The sequence below is a fragment of the Ornithinimicrobium panacihumi genome (genome assembly GCF_052073805.1).
Taxonomy (GTDB): domain Bacteria; phylum Actinomycetota; class Actinomycetes; order Actinomycetales; family Dermatophilaceae; genus Ornithinicoccus; species Ornithinicoccus panacihumi.
Genome location: NZ_JBQGWG010000017.1, coordinates 32,691 through 47,873, shown reverse-complemented (window position 1 = coordinate 47,873; position 15,183 = coordinate 32,691). Strand labels below are relative to the sequence as shown.

Sequence of the window (15,183 nt, the reverse complement as noted above, 5' to 3'; positions counted from 1 at the left end):
ACCTGACCACCCGACCCACCCGACGATCCCGACCACAGGAGGCACGGCCGTGAAGGCGAACCCCCAGATGCAGGCCCGGCTGCTGGACCTGCAGGAGCTCGACACCCGGCTCAGCCAGCTCGACCACCGCATGCGCAGCCTGCCCGAGCTCACCGATATCGCCCGCCTGGAGGCCCAGGACGAGGACCTGCAGGCCGAGGTCGTGCGCACCTCGACCGCGCTCGGCGACCTCGAGCGGGACGTGACCAAGGCCGAGCAGGCCGTCCAGCAGGTGCGTGACCGGGCCGCCAGGGACGAGGCACGCCTCGCCTCCGGCACCGGGAGCGCCAAGGACCTGCAGGGCCTGCAGCACGAGCTGGAGTCCCTCGCCCGTCGCCAGCAGGTGCTCGAGGACGAGCAGCTGGAGGTGATGGAGCGCGTCGAGGCCGCCCAGGTCCAGGCCGACCGGGCCGCCGCCGCCGTCCAGGCGCACGAGGGCGAGCTGGAGCACCTGCGCAAGGCCCGGGACGAGCAGCTGGCCGCGCTCGGGGCCGAGCGGGAGGAAGTGGCCGGCGGACGTGCCGCGATCACCGACGACCTCGCGGCCGACCTGCTGGCGCTCTACGAGCGGGTCCGGCAGCAGACCGGGATGGGCGCGGCCCACCTGGCCCAGCGTCGTTGCGGCGGCTGCCGCCTCGAGCTCAACGCCGTGGACCTGTCGCGCTTCAAGGCGGCCGACGAGGACGAGGTGCTGCGCTGCGAGGAGTGCGGACGCATCCTCGTGCGCACCGAGGAGTCCGGATTGTGAGCCCCCTGCATCCCGCCCTGCAGATCGAGGCCGACGGGGGCTCGCGGGGCAACCCGGGGGTGGCCGGCTACGGCGCGCTCGTCCGGGATGCTCGCACCGGCGAGGTGCTGGCCGAGCGCGCCGCACCGCTGGGCGAGGCCTCCAACAACGTCGCCGAGTATCAAGGCCTCATCGCCGGGCTCACCGCCGCGATCGAGCTCGACCTGGTCGGCGGAGCCTCTATCGAGGTCCTCATGGACTCCAAGCTGGTCGTGGAGCAGATGTCGGGCCGCTGGAAGATCAAGCACGCCGACATGCAGCGGCTGGCGATCCAGGCCCGTCGACTCATCGACCAGGTCCAGGCACAGGGGGGACGGGTCGAGTTCACCTGGATCCCGCGCGACCGCAACAAGGCCGCCGACAAGCTGTCCAACGACGGGATGGACGGCACGACCGTGATCCGCGACCACGTGGGGCGGGTCGCCTCCGACACGGGGGGCCAGGACGACGAGCCGCACGGCGCGCAGGACGACCCGGTCGCTGCGCCGCGCGCGGCCGGCGGTGGTGCCGCATACCAGGACCGTCAGGAGGCGCGCCCCACCTTCGGTGACGGACGCGCCCCCGTGAGTGATCTGGTCGTCTCTGACGAGACCGTCCCCGTGCTCGAGGGACAGACCCGGCTCATCCTCGTCCGGCACGGCGTCACCGACTTCACCCAGCAGCACAGGCTCGACGGTCGCGGAGGGTCCGATCCCTCGCTCAACGCCACCGGGCTGGCCCAGGCCAGGTCGGCGGCCGAGGCGGTCGTCCGTCTCGTCGAGCGTTCCGAGCCCGGCCCGGTGACGGTCGTGAGCTCGTCGCTGCAGCGCGCCCGTCAGACCGGGCAGGCCGTCGCCGACGCCCTGGGGGTGGAGCGCGAGGAGGACCGCGACTGGGACGAGCAGGGCTTCGGTGACTGGGACGGCCGCACCATGGCCGAGCTGGTCGAGGACTTCGGCGACGAGCTGCGCTCGCTGCGGGGGGACCTGGACTACAAGCGGCCTGGTGGGGAGTCGCGGCGCGAGGTCGACGAGCGGGTCGCCGGAGCGCTTGCCCGGGCGATCGCGCGCGGTGGCACCGTGGTGGTCGCCACGCACCGCATCGCCCTGATGTCCGTGCTCGCGCGGCTGCTGGGGATGGACCATCACCGGGCCTGGGGCCTGGCGACCGCGCCGGCCTCGCTCAGCGCCGTGGAGATCTGGCCCGACGGCGTGGCGCAGGTGGCGTTCGTCAACGACACGCACCACCTCTACGAGCCCACGCACGGCAACGGCGCGACCGGCAGCGCCCAGGTGCGGATCCTCGACTCCTCGCTGAACTAGCGTCCCTCCGCCTCAGGCGGGCTGCACGTCCAGGGTCCACGGGCGGCCGGCCCGGGCGGGCTCGTGCAGCTCGACCTCGAAGAGGTCGGCCAGGAGGTCGACCAGCGCCCTCGGGCGGGGCGGGTCGTCCGGGATCTCGCACAGCACCCGGGCGACCAGCCCACGGGTGTGCTTGGCCATGTGCGTGGCACCGGGGACGCGGACGGTGACCCAGCGCTCGGCGGCGTCGCCCTGCGGGACCCAGGCTGCCGCATACGTGCTGGATCTGCAGTCCACGACCAGACCCCGGCCGGCGGCCGCAGGGAGGACCTGGTCCAGGTGGGGACGCCAGAAGGTCGCGAGCGGGCCGACACCCGGCAGGTTGACGCCCATGCTCAGGCGGTAGGGCGCCACGCGGTCGCTCATCCGGACCGCACCGTAGAGGGCGGAGACGACGAGGAGGCGGCGGGACGCGCGCCGCTGGGCGGCGGCGTCGAGGGTGGCCAGGTCGAGCGCGTCGTAGAGGACGCCGGTGTAGAGGTCGCGCGCCGGCAGCGACGGCGCGGTCGACAGCCGCGTGTTGCGGGCGATCTCCTCGGCGAGGTTGGGGCTGACCCCCAGGACCTGGGGCGCGTCCGGACGTGAGCTCACCGTCGCCAGCGCCTCGGCGACCGTGGCGCGGGCGCCGGCCAGCTCCGGGTGCGACAGCCGGTCGGGGCGCAGGGCGGCCCCCCGTGGTCGGGTGGCCTTGGACTCGCTCGGGGGCAACAGGATCAGCACGTCAGGCAGGGTAGCCGGGCGCCCGGCACGTAGGGTGGGCGCATGCTCAAGCGCGCCACGAAGCTGACGGTCGACCCCGCCTCCGAGACGGGTCGGCTCCTGGAGCAGGCCTTCGTCCGGGCCCGGCGGGAGCAGGAGGTCCGGCTCGACTTCCCGCCCGAGGTCCTGGCCGAGGTGGAGCGGGCGATCGCCGTGGCCGAGCTGCCCGAGCGCGACGAGACGGCGGTGCCGTTCATCACCATCGACCCTCCCGGCTCGATGGATCTGGACCAGGCGATGCACATCGAGCGGGACGGGGAGGGCTACCGCATCCGCTACGCGATCGCCGACGCGCCGGCCTTCGTCGTCCCCGGAGGGGCGATGGACTCCGAGTCCCGGCTGCGGGGTATGACGTACTACTGCCCCGATCTGCGCGTCCCGCTCCACCCGACGGTCCTCAGCGAGGGCGCGGCGAGCCTGCTGCCCGAGGTCGTCCGTCCCGCCTACGTCTGGGACATGCGCCTCGGGGCCGACGGGACGAGGCAGGGCGCCGAGCTCTACCGGGCCCGGGTCAGGTCGGTGCGGCGCTACACCTACGAGGAGGTGCAGGGGCTGGTCGACGAGGGTGGGACCGAGGACACCCTGCTGCTGCTCAAGGAGGTCGGCGAGCTGAGGATCCGGCGCGAGGCCGCGCGTGGGGGAGCGAGCCTGCCGATGCCCGAGCAGGAGGTCTCGGTCGACGAGCAGGGTCACTACCAGTTGGCCCTGCGCCCCCTGCTCATGGCCGAGGAGTGGAACGCCCAGATCTCGCTGCTCACCGGGATGGTGGCCGCCCGGATGATGCTCGACGGTGGGGTCGGCATCCTGCGCACCATGCCCGTCCCGCCCGACAAGGACGTCGAACGCTTCCGCCGCGAGGTCAGGGCCCTGGGGTCGGAGTGGCCGAGGGACATCAACTACGGCGAGTTCCTGCGACGGCTCGACAAGAGCGACCCTGCCCACCTGGCGATCGTCACCGCGGCCACGAGCCTGTTCCGCGGGGCCGGCTACACGACCTTCGACGGCACGCTCCCGCCGGAGGAGGAGCAGATCCAGGCGGCCATCGCCGCGCCCTACACCCACGTGACCGCGCCGTTGCGGCGGCTCGTCGACCGCTTCTCCCTGGCGATCTGCGAGGCCCTGTCCACAGGGCGCGAGGTGCCGGCGTGGGCACGGGAGGCGCTGGAGACCCTGCCCGAGCTGATGGCCCACGCCGACCGCCGGTCCAAGGCCGTGGAGAGGGCCTGCGTCGGCGCCGTCGAGGCGGCCGTGCTCTCCGACGAGGTCGGTCGCCGGTTGGCCGCGGTCGTCGTGGACGGGCACGCCAAGGGTGTCGTCGTCCAGCTGGTCGATCCGCCGGTCAGCGCCCAGGCCAAGGGGACCGCCGAGCTGGGCAGCAGGGTCGAGGTCGAGGTCGAGGGCGTCGACGTCCTCGATGGGCGGGTCCAGCTGCGCGTGGTGCCGTGAGGGCCGTGAACTCCTCGCAGCCGTCCTTGGTCGCCACCGACTGCGACGGCACCCTGCTGCGCTCCGACGGGACGGTCTCGGAGCGGACGCGGGCCGTGCTCTCCGCCCTGTCGGACACCGGCATCGGTGTCATCCTGGTCACCGCCCGGCCGCCGCGGTGGATGAACGACCTGGCCGACCTGGGGGTCGGCGACATCGCCCTGTGCGGCAACGGAGCCTTCACCTACGATCTGCGGGCGCGAGAGATCGTGGACCACACGCTGATCCCGGCCGAGGAGCTGGCGCTGCTCATCGACGACCTGAGGAAGGCCATACCCGACATCCGGCTGGCGACCGAGGGCCTGGAGGGGATGGCCCGCGAGCACGCCTACCGGGGGGAGCACCTCTCCGGGGACGCCTGGCAGGTCACCGACGTGCCCGGCCTGAGCGCCCGGGCGGTGGGCAAGCTCCTCGTCCGCCACGACGTGCTCCACACCGAGGAGCTGACCGAACTCGTCACGGCCGTGGTCGGTGAGCGGGCCGCGGTCTCTCACTCGGGCGCGACACGACTGACCGAGATCGGGCCGGCGGGCATGAGCAAGGCCGTCGCGCTGGCACACTGGTGCTCCCAGCAAGATCCGGAGGTCCGCCCCGAGGAGGTCTGGGCGTTCGGCGACATGCCCAACGATCTGCCGATGCTCGACTGGGCCGGGCGCTCCTTCGCGGTCGCCAACGCTCACCCCGAGGTCCTGGCCGCCGCCACCGACCTCATCCCCGGCAACGACGACGACGGCGTCGCCCGGACCCTGGAGGCGCTGCTCGGCTGACCTCCGTGAAGGAGGCCGTATGACCCAGGACACCCAGCGCCGCTGGCCGGTGCACCGCGCCTGGTTCGTCGCCGGGGTCACCCTCCTGGCGCTGGTCGCGGCCGCAGCCTTCCGGTCCACGACCGGCGCGCTGTTCGAGCCGCTGGAGACTGAGTTCGGCTGGCGTCGGACCGACCTGTCCGCCGCGGTGATGCTCAACCTGATCGTCTACGGCCTGGTCGCGCCGTTCGCCGCCGTCCTGATGGACCGCTACCCGGTGCGCCGGGTGGCGGCCGGAGCTCTGGGGCTGGTCGCGGCGGGCGCCGGGCTGGCGGTCTTCATGCAGGAGGTCTGGCACCTGCTGCTGCTCTGGGGAGTGCTGGTCGGGGTCGGCACCGGCGCGATGGCCCTCGTGTTCGGGGCGGTCGTGGCCAACCGCTGGTTCGCGACCAACCGGGGACTGGTCATGGGGATCTTCTCGGCCGCCAACGCCTGCGGCCAACTCGTCTTCCTCCCCGCCGTGGTCCTGCTGGCCGAGCACCAGGGCTGGCGCACCGCGGCGCTGGCCGTGGCCGGCTTCGCCGTCCTGATCATCCCGCTGCTGGTCTGGCCCTTCGCCTCCCACCCCCGCGACGTGGGGTGGACCGCACTGGGTCAGGACCCCGCCGCCCCGCCACCACCTCCGCCGGCCCGGCCCCACCGTGGGCTGGCCCACGAGACCGTGGCCGTCCTCGTCGAGTCCTCCCGCCGCCGTGCCTTCTGGATCCTGTTCTTCACCTTCTGGGTCTGCGGATGGTCGACCAACGGGCTCATCCAGACCCACTTCATCCCGGCGGCCCACGACCACGGGATGCCGGCGACCACGGCCTCGGGCCTGCTGGCGCTCGTCGGCGTCTTCGACGTCATCGGCGTGATCCTGTCGGGCTGGCTCACCGACCGCGTCCGACCGTGGATCCTGCTCGTCTGCTACTACGCCTTCCGCGGGCTGTCCCTGCTGTTCGTGCACGGGGTCCTCGGGCCGGAGGTGTCGGCGCCGATGTGGATCTTCATCGTCTTCTACGGCCTCGACTGGGTGGCCACGGTCCCGCCGACGGTGGCCCTGTGCCGGGAGCACTTCGGCCTGAACCGTTCGGCGGTGGTCTTCGGGTGGGTCTTCGCCGCGCACATGGTGGGCGCCGGCGTCGGAGCCTTCGTCGCGGGCGCGGCCCGGGACTCCACCGGCTCCTACCTGGTTGCCTGGATCACCGCCGCCGTGCTGTGCTTCGCGGCGGCGGCCAGCCTGTTCCTCCTCCCGCCAGCCCCGGGGGCCGGGGACCTGCCCGGTCCTGGGCCCTTCCACGACGAGGATGACCCGGTGCGGGACGACGTCATCCACGCCCGTGACCCGGAGCCGGTCGACGACGAGCCGGCGTCCGACCCCGAGATCGTGCCGCGCCCCTGACCTGGCCAGGAGCCGGCCGCTCAGCGGACCTGCGTGACCTCGAACTGCATACGCGGGTTGGCGATCTCCTCCTGGGCCTGGACGAGCTGCAGCTCGCGACGGCCGGAGTCCAGGGTGCGCTTGACCAGGTCCCACACGCTGGAGACGGTCCGTCCAAGGGCCTCGGCCGGGTCGCCGGTCTGGAGCAGGTGGGTGGTGAAGAGGGCCGCGGTCACGTCGCCGGAGCCGTTGCACTTGATCGGCAGGTGCTCGGTGCGCACGATCCAGGCGCCGTCGCCGTGGACGGCGAGCATCTCGATCGTGTCGGCCGGCCGGTCCGGCTGCAGCACCGAGGTGACCAGCACCGTGGACGGTCCCATCTCGCGGGCCTTGTCGACCGAGGCCAGCGTCGACTCGAGGTCGGTCGGCTCGGTCTCGGTCAGGAAGCCCAACTCGAACTGGTTGGGCGTGATCAGGTCCGCCTGCGGCACGACCTTCTCGCGCAGGAGCACCGGGATCGCCGGGTGCACGAAGCAGCCGGACTTGGCGTTGCCCATGACCGGGTCGCAGGCGTAGATCGCGTCGGGGTTGGCGGCCTTGACCTGGGCGACGGCATCGAGGATGACGCCCCCGATCTCCTCCCCGCCCTGGTAGCCGGACAGCACCGCGTCGATTTCAGCGAAGGCGCCGCGCTCACCCACGCCGGTGATGACCTCGCGCACGTCCTCGGGTGCGACCATCGGCCCGCGCCACTGGCCGTAGCCGGTGTGGTTGGAGAACAGGACGGTGCTCACCGGCCACACCTCGACACCGAGGCGCTGCATGGGGAAGACAGAGGCGGAGTTGCCGACGTGACCGTAGGCGACGGCGGACTGGATCGACAGGATCGTTGTGCTCACCGGGCCATGGTGCCACCACCAGGACGGCGAGGCACAACGGAGGGTGGCGTGGATGAGTCGGCCGGTACGCCGGGTCCTGTCCCTCCGCGCCGTCACCGGCACTGCGGAGGTGGCGACCATCCCTCTAGGGCATGCGTTGCCGCATACCTCAAGCGACCTACCCGTGCGCTCGGGCGGGCAGCCCTCGGGCGCGCACTGTCTGGTCTTGCTCCAGGTGGGGTTTACCTAGCCACGCCAGTCACCTGGCGTGCTGGTGGTCTCTTACACCACCCTTTCACCCTTACCCACCGGCGAACCGGTGGGCGGTCTGCTCTCTGTGGCACTGTCCCGCGGGTCACCCCGGGTGGCCGTTAGCCATCACCTTGCCCTGTGGAGCCCGGACGTTCCTCGGCGGACCCGGAGGTCCGACGCGGCCGCCTGGCCGACTCATCCACGTGAGGATCAACGATACCTGGGAGGGGCTTCTTCCTCGGTATGCAGCAGCTCGAGGTCGACGACCGGCATCACCTCGTGCGGTGGTCGGCCGGTCTCCAGGCGCTCCGCCAGGGTGCCCTGAAGCGCGGCCCAGCGCCAGGGGTGGCGCTGCCGGTAGGTCTGGAAGGCCTGCTCGGCCTCCCGCTGGTCCAGCACCCTGGCCAGCGCCAGCTGCGGCGCGCCCCAGCCGGAGGTGACCCGCACCCTCGGCTCGGCGACGATGTTGCGGAACCACTGGGACCGGGGTCCGAGCCCGCTGGCGACGCGGACGACTCCTGGCCGGGGACGGTCGAAGACCTCCAGCACGGCGGCCCGTGGCTGTCCGCTGATGCGGCCCCGGTGCTCCAGGCGGAGCAGCTGACTGCCCAGCAGGCCACCCAGACCGTGCTCGTAGAACCAGAGGGGGCTACGCGCCAGGCGCGGGCTGTGCAGCACCGTCCGCAGGCCCTCGCGGACCATGGTCGGCACCCGGGGTCTCACAGCGAGGTCGGCCCTGCCCCACGCAGGTCGAGGACCTCTACGCCGCCCTCGCCGCCGAAGTCCTTGACGTGGCCGAGGTACATGCCCCGCCCGGTGTCGTTGAGCAACCCGTCGTGGATCGGGAGGACACCGCGCGAGGGCGCGACGCGGCGGACGAACTCGATCGTCTCGGCGACCTTGCCCCACGGGGCGTTGACCGGGACGCCCAGGAGATCCACCTCGCCGGGCTCCCCGTCGAGGGAGTCGCCGGGGTGGAAGAGCGTGGGGGAGCCCTCGGCCCGCAGGACCACGCCCATGTTGCCGACGCGGGGGACGTAGGGGTGGATGACGGCGTGCAGCTCGCCCACGGGCGTGAGTGTCAGTCCGCCGAGGTCGACCGTCTCGCCGGTGGCCATCCGCTCGGTCTGCCCGCCGTGGCCGGCCCCGGTCAGGACTTCGGCGGTCTGCGGCTCGACGAGCACGCGGGCCTGCGGGTTGGCCGCCAGGAGGGCGGGCACCCGGTCCGGGTCGCAGTGGTCCTTGTGCTGGTGGGTGACCACGACCGCGGTGAGGTCCCGAAGGTCTTCGATGTCGGATAAGTTGCCCGGGTCGATCAGGACGCGCTGGTCGGCGACCTCCACGAGGAGGGCGGCATGGCCGAGGTGGGTGAGCTCCATACCCTCCAGACTAGGGCGGCGGAGCCGACCGCGCAGGCGGCTGCGCCGCCTGACGTGCTGGCGGGCGTGCGTGTGGCCGAGGGCACGGGGCGCGCGGCCGCGGGATAGCCTTGTCGCCCGTGGAGTTCCTCAACGGCATCAACCCGGTTCACGACCTCACCTACAACGACGTCTTCATGGTCCCGTCGCGGTCGGCGGTGACCTCCCGGCTGGACGTGGACCTGAGCACCAACGACGGGGTCGGCACCACCATCCCCGTCGTGGTGGCCAACATGACGGCGGTCGCCGGCCGGCGGATGGCCGAGACCGTCGCGCGCCGTGGTGGCATCGCGATCCTGCCGCAGGACATCCCGCTGCCGGAGGTGCGCCGCACGATCGAGCGCGTCAAGGCCAGCCACGCGGTCTACGAGACCCCCATCGTGATCGACCGCTCCGCGCCCGTGGCCCAGCTCCTGTCGGTGATGAGCAAGCGCGCCCACCACGCGGCCGTGGTCGTCGAGGCGGGCCGCCCCATCGGCATCGTCAACGAGCAGGACTGCGAGGAGGTCGACCGCTTCGCCGCCGTCGCCGACGTGATGAAGCCCCCGCGCGTCGTCATCGAGGAGGGCACCGACCTGCGGGAGGCCTTCGACCAGCTCGAGGAGTCCGGGGCCCATCTCGCCCCCGTCGTCGCCGCCGGGCTGCTGCGTGGCGTCGTCACCCGCAAGGGACTGCTGCGCTCGGCCATCTACGCCCCGGCGCTCGACGAGTCGGGATCGCTGCGCGTCGGCGCGGCCGTCGGGATCAACGGTGACGTCCCCGGCCGGGCCACCGAGCTGCTCGCCGCCGGCGCGGACGTGCTCGTCGTGGACACCGCCCACGGCCACCAGGAGAAGATGATCGAGGTGCTGCCGCAGGTCGGGGCCGTCCGTGACGAGCACGCCGACCGCACCGGGCTGCGGGTCCCCATCGTCGCCGGCAACATCGTGGCCCGCGCCGGTGTCGAGGACCTCGTCGCCGCCGGAGCCGACGTGATCAAGGTCGGGGTCGGCCCCGGCGCCATGTGCACCACCCGGATGATGACCGGCGTCGGCCGGCCGCAGTTCTCCGCCGTCCTGGAGTGCGCCGAGACCGCCCGGGGCATGGGGGCACAGGTGTGGGCCGACGGAGGCGTGAAGTATCCCCGCGACGTGGCACTCGCCCTGGCGGCCGGGGCCGCCTCGGTGATGATCGGCTCATGGTTCGCCGGGACGCTGGAGTCGCCCGGCGACATCATGCGCGACGTCGACGGCCGTCTCTACAAGGAGTCCTTCGGGATGGCCTCGGCCCGCGCGGTGCGCAACCGCACCCGTGACCGCTCCGCCTTCGACCGTGCCCGCTCCGGGCTGTTCGAGGAGGGGATCTCCTCGGGTCGCATGTATCTCGACCCGCACCGTCCCGGCGTCGAGGACGTCCTGGACCAGATCGTCTCCGGCGTGCGCAGCGCCTTCACCTACGCCGGTGCCGGCACGATCGGGGAGTTCCACACCCGTGCGGTGGTGGGCATCCAGGGTGCTGCCGGTTACGAGGAGGGGCGTCCGCGCCACACCTCCTGGTGAGGTGGTTCGTTGGAAGGGCGCGACCCGAAAGGCTGCTCGTGGAGTGCCCGGGGCCCGGTGGGCTGCTCGTGGAGGTGACGCACCGAGCGCCCTTCTCTCCGACGTGACCGCAGCCGGTTGATCGTCGGCCGGAATGTGATCAGTCGTCCGGAAAGAACCGGACGATGGATCATTTACCGGCTGACGGATCATCGGCGGGTCGATCCCGGGGCAGCCGGTGGTCCCGCTCCCGGGCGTGAGGGTGGCCGGTGGAGCGACGGGTGCCGTGGCCATGCACACGGTGCCCCTCCAGGAGCGGTCCGTCCACAGCCCACAGCTCGGGGGTGGAGATGTTCCGCTCGCGAGGGCGACGGTGGTGCGATGCACGAGCTCGTCGCCGCCAGTCTTGCCGCAAGAGATGGGATCCTGACGCGGAAGGATCTGCTCACGAGGATGCCGGACTCACAAGTGATGCCGACCCTACGGGCCGCTCTGAGAGCCGGAGACCTGATCAGGGTCGCTCGGGGCGCCTACGTCGGCGCCGAGGCGTTGGCGGTCGCCACCCCGGAAGGGGCACATCTGCTCCGGGCCCGAGCGATCTTGGCCACGCGGCCCGGGGAGGTCGTCGCTTCCCACACGACAGGTGCCGTCGTGTGGGGCCTCCCGGTCGAGCACGAGGCCCTCGACCGGGTGCACCTCATGCGCTCGGCACCGATCGGCACGACCAGGAAGCATGAGAGCCACACGGTGCACCTCTTCGCCGGTGAAGGCTGCGCGGTGACGGCCGGTGGCATCCCCGTCGTCCCCGTCGCGCTCGCCGTGGTGGGGACGGCCCTGCTGCGAGGAACCGTCGAGGGGGTGTGCGCGGCGGACGCGGCCCTGGGCAAGGGCATGGTGACCCCGGGGCAGCTGGACGACTGGGTCGAACGGTCCCGGCGCATCGAGGGAGTGGCGCACGCTCGGGAGGCGGTTCGCCGGGCCAGCCCCTCGGCCGATGCGCCGTCGGAGAGCCGAGGCCGACTGGTGCTGGAGGACCTGGGCTACGTGGTCGTGCCGCAGTTCAAGATCGTGGGGCCGGGTTTCGTCTACTACGGCGACTTGTACCTGCCGGAGCTCGGTGTCGTCGGGGAGGTCGACGGGCGGGGCAAGTACACGGGGGACGCGACGGTGCTCTACAAGGAGAAGCGCCGTGAGGACGACATCAGGAGTCTGGGATACGGGATGGTGCGCTTCCCGTGGGGTGATCTGTTCAAGCCCCACGTGATGGACCAGAAGGTGAAGCGGGCTGCGCGCGGCCACCCGCCGAGGCCTGGCCGGGTGAAGACGCCCAGGTCCCCAGTGACAGGCTGCCCTCACGGAAGAACCGTCGGCCGGACAGTGATCCTTCAGCCGGAAAGGTCCGGACGAAGGATCACTATCCGGCCGACGGTCCTGGGCCCAGCCCTCAGGCGAAGTTCTTCGCGTACCAGGCCGCGCCGATAATGCCGGCCTCGTTGCGCAGGTCGGCCGGCACGATCGGGGTGCGGAGGTCCAGCCGCGGCAGGAACTTGTCGGACTTCCGGGATATGCCGCCGCCGACGATGATCAGGTCGGGCCACAGCAGGGCCTCGACGTGGCTGTAGTAGCGCTGCAGCCGCTCGGCCCACTCCTTGTAGGACAGGTCCTCGCGCTCCTTGGCGCTGCTGGCCGCCCGAGTCTCGGCGTCGTGGCCGTCGATCTCCAGGTGACCCAGCTCGGTGTTGGGCAGCAGCTTGCCGTCGAGGAAGAGCGCCGAGCCGATGCCGGTGCCCAGGGTCGTCAGGAGCACCACGCCCTTCACGTCCTTGCCCGCGCCGTAGTGGACCTCGGCCATGCCGGCGGCGTCGGCGTCGTTGACCACGTGCACCTCGCGACCCAGACGCTCGGTGAAGAGCTTGTCCGCGTCGGTCTCGATCCAGGACTTGTCGATGTTGGCGGCGAACTTCACCACACCGTGGTGGATGACGCCGGGCACCGTGATCCCGATGGGGGTGTTCTTGTCGACCTCGTCGGCAAAGTGCTCGACGATCTGCTCGACCACCTCGGCCACGTCCTCGGGCGTGGCTCCCTTGGGGGTCTCAATCTTGTGCCGGTCTGCGGCCAGCTGGCCCTTGGCGAGGTCGACGGGCGCGCCCTTGATGCCGCTGCCGCCGATGTCGATGCCGAGGATGTGGTTGCTGGCCATGAGGGAGTCCTTCGCGTGCGGGAGAGATGGTCTGGAGGAGAGGGTATGCGGTGTGCGGGCCGGGCGGGTGGCCTCGGGCAGGGTGGGTGGTGGCCTCAGGCAGGACGGTGGTGCCTCAGGGCAGGGTGAGGATCTCCGCCCCCTCGTCGGTGATCAGGATGGTGTGCTCGAACTGGGCCGACGGACGGCCGTCGGCGGTGACGATCGTCCAGCCGTCCTCCCACTCGTTCCACTCGTGGGTCCCGAGGTTGAGCATCGGCTCGATCGTGAACGTCATACCCGGCTCGATGAGGGTGTCGTAGGCGGGCGCCGCGTCGTAGTGGGGGATGACCAGGCCGGAGTGGAAGGACTCGCCCACGCCGTGGCCGGTGAAGTCGCGCACCACGCCGTAGCCGAACCGTCGCGCGTAGCTCTCGATGACGCGGCCGATGACGTTGATCTCCCGCCCCGGGCGCGCCGCCTTGATGCCCCGCATCAGCGCCTCCTGGGTCCGCTCGACCAGCAGGCGGGTCTCCTCCTCGACCTCGCCGCACAGGAAGGTGGCGTTGTTGTCGCCGTGCACGCCGCCGAGATAGGCGGTGATGTCGATGTTGCAGATGTCACCCTCCCGCAGCTCCCGGTCGTCGGGGATGCCGTGGCAGACCACCTCGTTGATCGAGGTGCACAGCGACTTGGGATAGCCGCGGTAGCCGAGGGTGGAGGGATAGGCACCGTGGTCGAGCAGGAACTCGTGACCGGCCCGGTCGATCGCGTCGGTCGTCACGCCCGGGCGGACCATCTCGCCGCACAGCGCCAGTGCCTGGGCCGCGAGCCGGCAGGCCGCCCGCATCGCCTCGATCGTCTCCTGGTCCTTGATCTCCGAGCCCTGGAAGGGGGCGGGTGCGGGGCGGTCGACATACTCCGGGCGGACGATCGAGTTGGGCACGGACAGTCGCGGGCTGATCGTTCCGGGCGCGAGGGGGGAGAGGGTCGGCATAGGGTGGATTCTAGGTGCCGCGTCCGCGGCGACCACGTCAGGAGGCGAGAACAGGTATGGAGTACTGGTTCAACACCAAGACCGGGCAGGTCGAGGCGAACGACGACCCGGGACGTGCCCGCGGTGCCGACCTGCTCGGCCCCTACGCCTCCGAGGAGGAGGCCTCCCGAGCCCTGGAGATCGCCCGCGAGCGCACCGAGAAGTGGGACGCCGAGGACGCCGCCGAGGACGAGTGGAAGACCGGCGACTCGCAGGCCAGCGACTGGGACAACAACCCGCTCAACGACTGAGCCTCAACGCCTGAGCCCCAACGACTGAGCCTCAACGACTGAGCTTGGGCAGCACCTCGCGGCCGAAGACCTCCAGCCACCGGTCCTGGTTGCGACCGACGTTGTGCAGGTAGACCCGGTCGAAACCGAGGTCGACGAAGCTCTGGATGTGCGCCCGGTGCACGTCGGGGTCGCTGGAGATGACCATCCGGCCCTCGAAGTCCTCCGGGCGCACCAGCTTTGCCATCTCGGCGAAGTCGTGCGGCGAGCGGATGTCCGCCTTGGGGAACTTCATACCCCCGTTGGGCCACTCGGTCATCGCGTTGGTCAGCGCCTCCTCATCGGTCTCGGCCCACGACAGGTGCAGCTGGAGGACCTTGGGCATCGAGTCCGGGTCCTTGCCGGCCTCCCGCGCACCTTCGGCGAACTTGCCGAAGAGCATCTCGATCTTGCCGTGCGGGGCGCCGACGGTGATGATCCCGTCCGCGAGGCGACCGGTCTTCCTGGCGTTGATCGGGCCGGCGGTGGCCACGAAGATCGGCGGGGCCTGCTCCGGCATCGTCCAGAGCCGGGTGGTCTCCATCCGGAAGAACTCCCCGGACCACTTGGTGTCCTTGCCCGCGGCCGACTTCGTGAAGAGGTCGCTCATCAGCTCGACGGCCTCGAACATCCGCCGCGAGCGCTCACCGGCCTCGGGCCAGTAGCCGCCGATCACGTGCTCGTTGAGCGCCTCGCCGGCACCCACGCCCAGCCAGGTGCGCCCGGGGTACATCGCCTCCAACGTCGCCGCGGCCTGCGCGACCATCGCCGGGTGCCAGCGGAAGCTGGGGCAGACCACGCCCGGGCCGAGGTCGCCCTCGGTCCGCTCACCGACGGCGGTCAGCACGTTCCACACGAAGGCGGACTGCCCCTGCGCCGGGACCCAGGGCGCGAAGTGGTCGGCCGCCATGCACCCGGAGAAGCCGCGCTCCTCGGCGAGGGCGGTCAGCCGCACGGCCTCGGAGGGGTGGAACTGCTCCAGCATGGCGGCGTAGCCGACGGTGAGTGCGTTCATGCTCCTGAGGGTATGCGGTGTCCCCGGCTAGGGTGCGGGC

The 15,183-nt window shown here is 71.6% G+C and carries 15 protein-coding genes and 1 other RNA gene; 8 read left to right on the top strand and 8 right to left on the bottom strand.

Annotated features, from left to right (window positions below; genetic code table 11):
* Positions 1-49 precede the first annotated feature (49 nt).
* Together ACTMMA_RS13920 and ACTMMA_RS13915 are read left to right on the top strand one after the other, a co-directional pair.
* Positions 50-787, top strand: a complete 738-nt coding sequence (locus ACTMMA_RS13920) for a zinc ribbon domain-containing protein (protein ID WP_441190727.1) — start codon at positions 50-52, stop codon at positions 785-787.
* On the top strand, positions 784-2,127 hold the full coding sequence (locus tag ACTMMA_RS13915; RefSeq protein ID WP_441190726.1) for a bifunctional RNase H/acid phosphatase: 1,344 nt from the start codon (positions 784-786) through the stop codon (positions 2,125-2,127). The genes ACTMMA_RS13920 and ACTMMA_RS13915 overlap by 4 nt, the downstream gene beginning before the upstream one ends.
* Positions 2,128-2,139: 12 nt before the next feature.
* Here the strand turns inward: ACTMMA_RS13915 and ACTMMA_RS13910 are convergent, their stop codons facing one another.
* Entirely contained in the window at positions 2,140-2,886 is a 747-nt protein-coding gene (locus ACTMMA_RS13910; RefSeq protein WP_441190725.1) for a YaaA family protein, read from the bottom strand.
* Between the two features lie 42 nt (positions 2,887-2,928).
* Here ACTMMA_RS13910 and ACTMMA_RS13905 point away from each other — a divergent pair, with 42 nt between their 5' ends.
* Genes ACTMMA_RS13905 through ACTMMA_RS13895 form a run of 3 tightly spaced genes read left to right on the top strand, consistent with a single transcriptional unit; the run spans position 2,929 to position 6,597 of the window.
* On the top strand, positions 2,929-4,371 hold the full coding sequence (locus ACTMMA_RS13905) for an RNB domain-containing ribonuclease (protein ID WP_441190724.1): 1,443 nt from the start codon (positions 2,929-2,931) through the stop codon (positions 4,369-4,371).
* Between the two features lie 5 nt (positions 4,372-4,376).
* Positions 4,377-5,177, top strand: coding sequence for an HAD family hydrolase (locus ACTMMA_RS13900; RefSeq protein WP_441190723.1), 801 nt, complete (start codon positions 4,377-4,379; stop codon positions 5,175-5,177).
* Between the two features lie 19 nt (positions 5,178-5,196).
* Positions 5,197-6,597 carry an MFS transporter gene (locus ACTMMA_RS13895; protein ID WP_441190722.1) on the top strand — a complete coding sequence of 467 codons (1,401 nt, stop codon included), beginning with the start codon at positions 5,197-5,199 and terminating at the stop codon, positions 6,595-6,597.
* A gap of 20 nt (positions 6,598-6,617) precedes the next feature.
* On the opposite strand, the gene pdxY is transcribed toward ACTMMA_RS13895, so the two are convergent.
* From pdxY to ACTMMA_RS13875, 4 genes are all read right to left on the bottom strand, one after another.
* Positions 6,618-7,475, bottom strand: a complete 858-nt coding sequence (gene pdxY, locus ACTMMA_RS13890; protein ID WP_441190721.1) for a pyridoxal kinase PdxY — start codon at positions 7,473-7,475, stop codon at positions 6,618-6,620.
* 49 nt (positions 7,476-7,524) lie between these two features.
* Positions 7,525-7,904, bottom strand: an RNA gene (rnpB, locus tag ACTMMA_RS13885) — RNase P RNA component class A.
* A gap of 12 nt (positions 7,905-7,916) precedes the next feature.
* Positions 7,917-8,408, bottom strand: a complete 492-nt coding sequence (locus ACTMMA_RS13880) for a nitroreductase family deazaflavin-dependent oxidoreductase (RefSeq protein WP_441190750.1) — start codon at positions 8,406-8,408, stop codon at positions 7,917-7,919.
* A gap of 17 nt (positions 8,409-8,425) precedes the next feature.
* Entirely contained in the window at positions 8,426-9,085 is a 660-nt protein-coding gene (locus tag ACTMMA_RS13875; protein ID WP_441190720.1) for an MBL fold metallo-hydrolase, read from the bottom strand.
* Between the two features lie 119 nt (positions 9,086-9,204).
* On the opposite strand from ACTMMA_RS13875, the gene ACTMMA_RS13870 reads away from it, so the two are divergent.
* On the top strand, positions 9,205-10,662 hold the full coding sequence (locus ACTMMA_RS13870) for a GuaB1 family IMP dehydrogenase-related protein (RefSeq protein ID WP_441190719.1): 1,458 nt from the start codon (positions 9,205-9,207) through the stop codon (positions 10,660-10,662).
* A 432-nt stretch (positions 10,663-11,094) separates the two neighbouring features.
* Complete coding sequence (locus ACTMMA_RS13865) at positions 11,095-12,123, top strand: putative endonuclease domain-containing protein (RefSeq protein ID WP_441190718.1); 1,029 nt, start codon at positions 11,095-11,097, stop codon at positions 12,121-12,123.
* Here ACTMMA_RS13865 and ppgK read toward each other — a convergent pair.
* Entirely contained in the window at positions 12,086-12,844 is a 759-nt protein-coding gene (ppgK, locus tag ACTMMA_RS13860; protein WP_441190717.1) for a polyphosphate--glucose phosphotransferase, read from the bottom strand. The genes ACTMMA_RS13865 and ppgK overlap by 38 nt on opposite strands.
* 115 nt (positions 12,845-12,959) lie before the next feature.
* The gene (gene map / locus ACTMMA_RS13855; RefSeq protein WP_441190716.1) at positions 12,960-13,820 is read right to left on the bottom strand and encodes a type I methionyl aminopeptidase; all 861 of its coding nucleotides are present in this window, start codon (positions 13,818-13,820) and stop codon (positions 12,960-12,962) included.
* A gap of 56 nt (positions 13,821-13,876) precedes the next feature.
* Here map and ACTMMA_RS13850 point away from each other — a divergent pair, with 56 nt between their 5' ends.
* Positions 13,877-14,110, top strand: coding sequence for a methionine aminopeptidase (locus tag ACTMMA_RS13850; RefSeq protein WP_441190715.1), 234 nt, complete (start codon positions 13,877-13,879; stop codon positions 14,108-14,110).
* 31 nt (positions 14,111-14,141) lie between these two features.
* Here ACTMMA_RS13850 and ACTMMA_RS13845 read toward each other — a convergent pair whose 3' ends face one another.
* Complete coding sequence (locus ACTMMA_RS13845) at positions 14,142-15,143, bottom strand: TIGR03557 family F420-dependent LLM class oxidoreductase (protein ID WP_441190714.1); 1,002 nt, start codon at positions 15,141-15,143, stop codon at positions 14,142-14,144.
* Positions 15,144-15,183 lie beyond the last annotated feature (40 nt).

Bases quoted from the DNA above. Each gene is read 5' to 3' on its own strand.
- ACTMMA_RS13895 (WP_441190722.1), top strand. From the start codon at position 5,197: ATGACCCAGGACACCCAGCGCCGCTGGCCGGTGCACCGCGCCTGGTTC.
- ACTMMA_RS13865 (WP_441190718.1), top strand. From the start codon at position 11,095: ATGCCGGACTCACAAGTGATGCCGACCCTACGGGCCGCTCTGAGAGCC.
- ACTMMA_RS13880 (WP_441190750.1), bottom strand. From the start codon at position 8,408: ATGGTCCGCGAGGGCCTGCGGACGGTGCTGCACAGCCCGCGCCTGGCG.
- ppgK (WP_441190717.1), bottom strand. From the start codon at position 12,844: ATGGCCAGCAACCACATCCTCGGCATCGACATCGGCGGCAGCGGCATC.
- ACTMMA_RS13875 (WP_441190720.1), bottom strand. From the start codon at position 9,085: ATGGAGCTCACCCACCTCGGCCATGCCGCCCTCCTCGTGGAGGTCGCC.
- ACTMMA_RS13850 (WP_441190715.1), top strand. From the start codon at position 13,877: ATGGAGTACTGGTTCAACACCAAGACCGGGCAGGTCGAGGCGAACGAC.
- map (WP_441190716.1), bottom strand. From the start codon at position 13,820: ATGCCGACCCTCTCCCCCCTCGCGCCCGGAACGATCAGCCCGCGACTG.
- ACTMMA_RS13905 (WP_441190724.1), top strand. From the start codon at position 2,929: ATGCTCAAGCGCGCCACGAAGCTGACGGTCGACCCCGCCTCCGAGACG.
- ACTMMA_RS13845 (WP_441190714.1), bottom strand. From the start codon at position 15,143: ATGAACGCACTCACCGTCGGCTACGCCGCCATGCTGGAGCAGTTCCAC.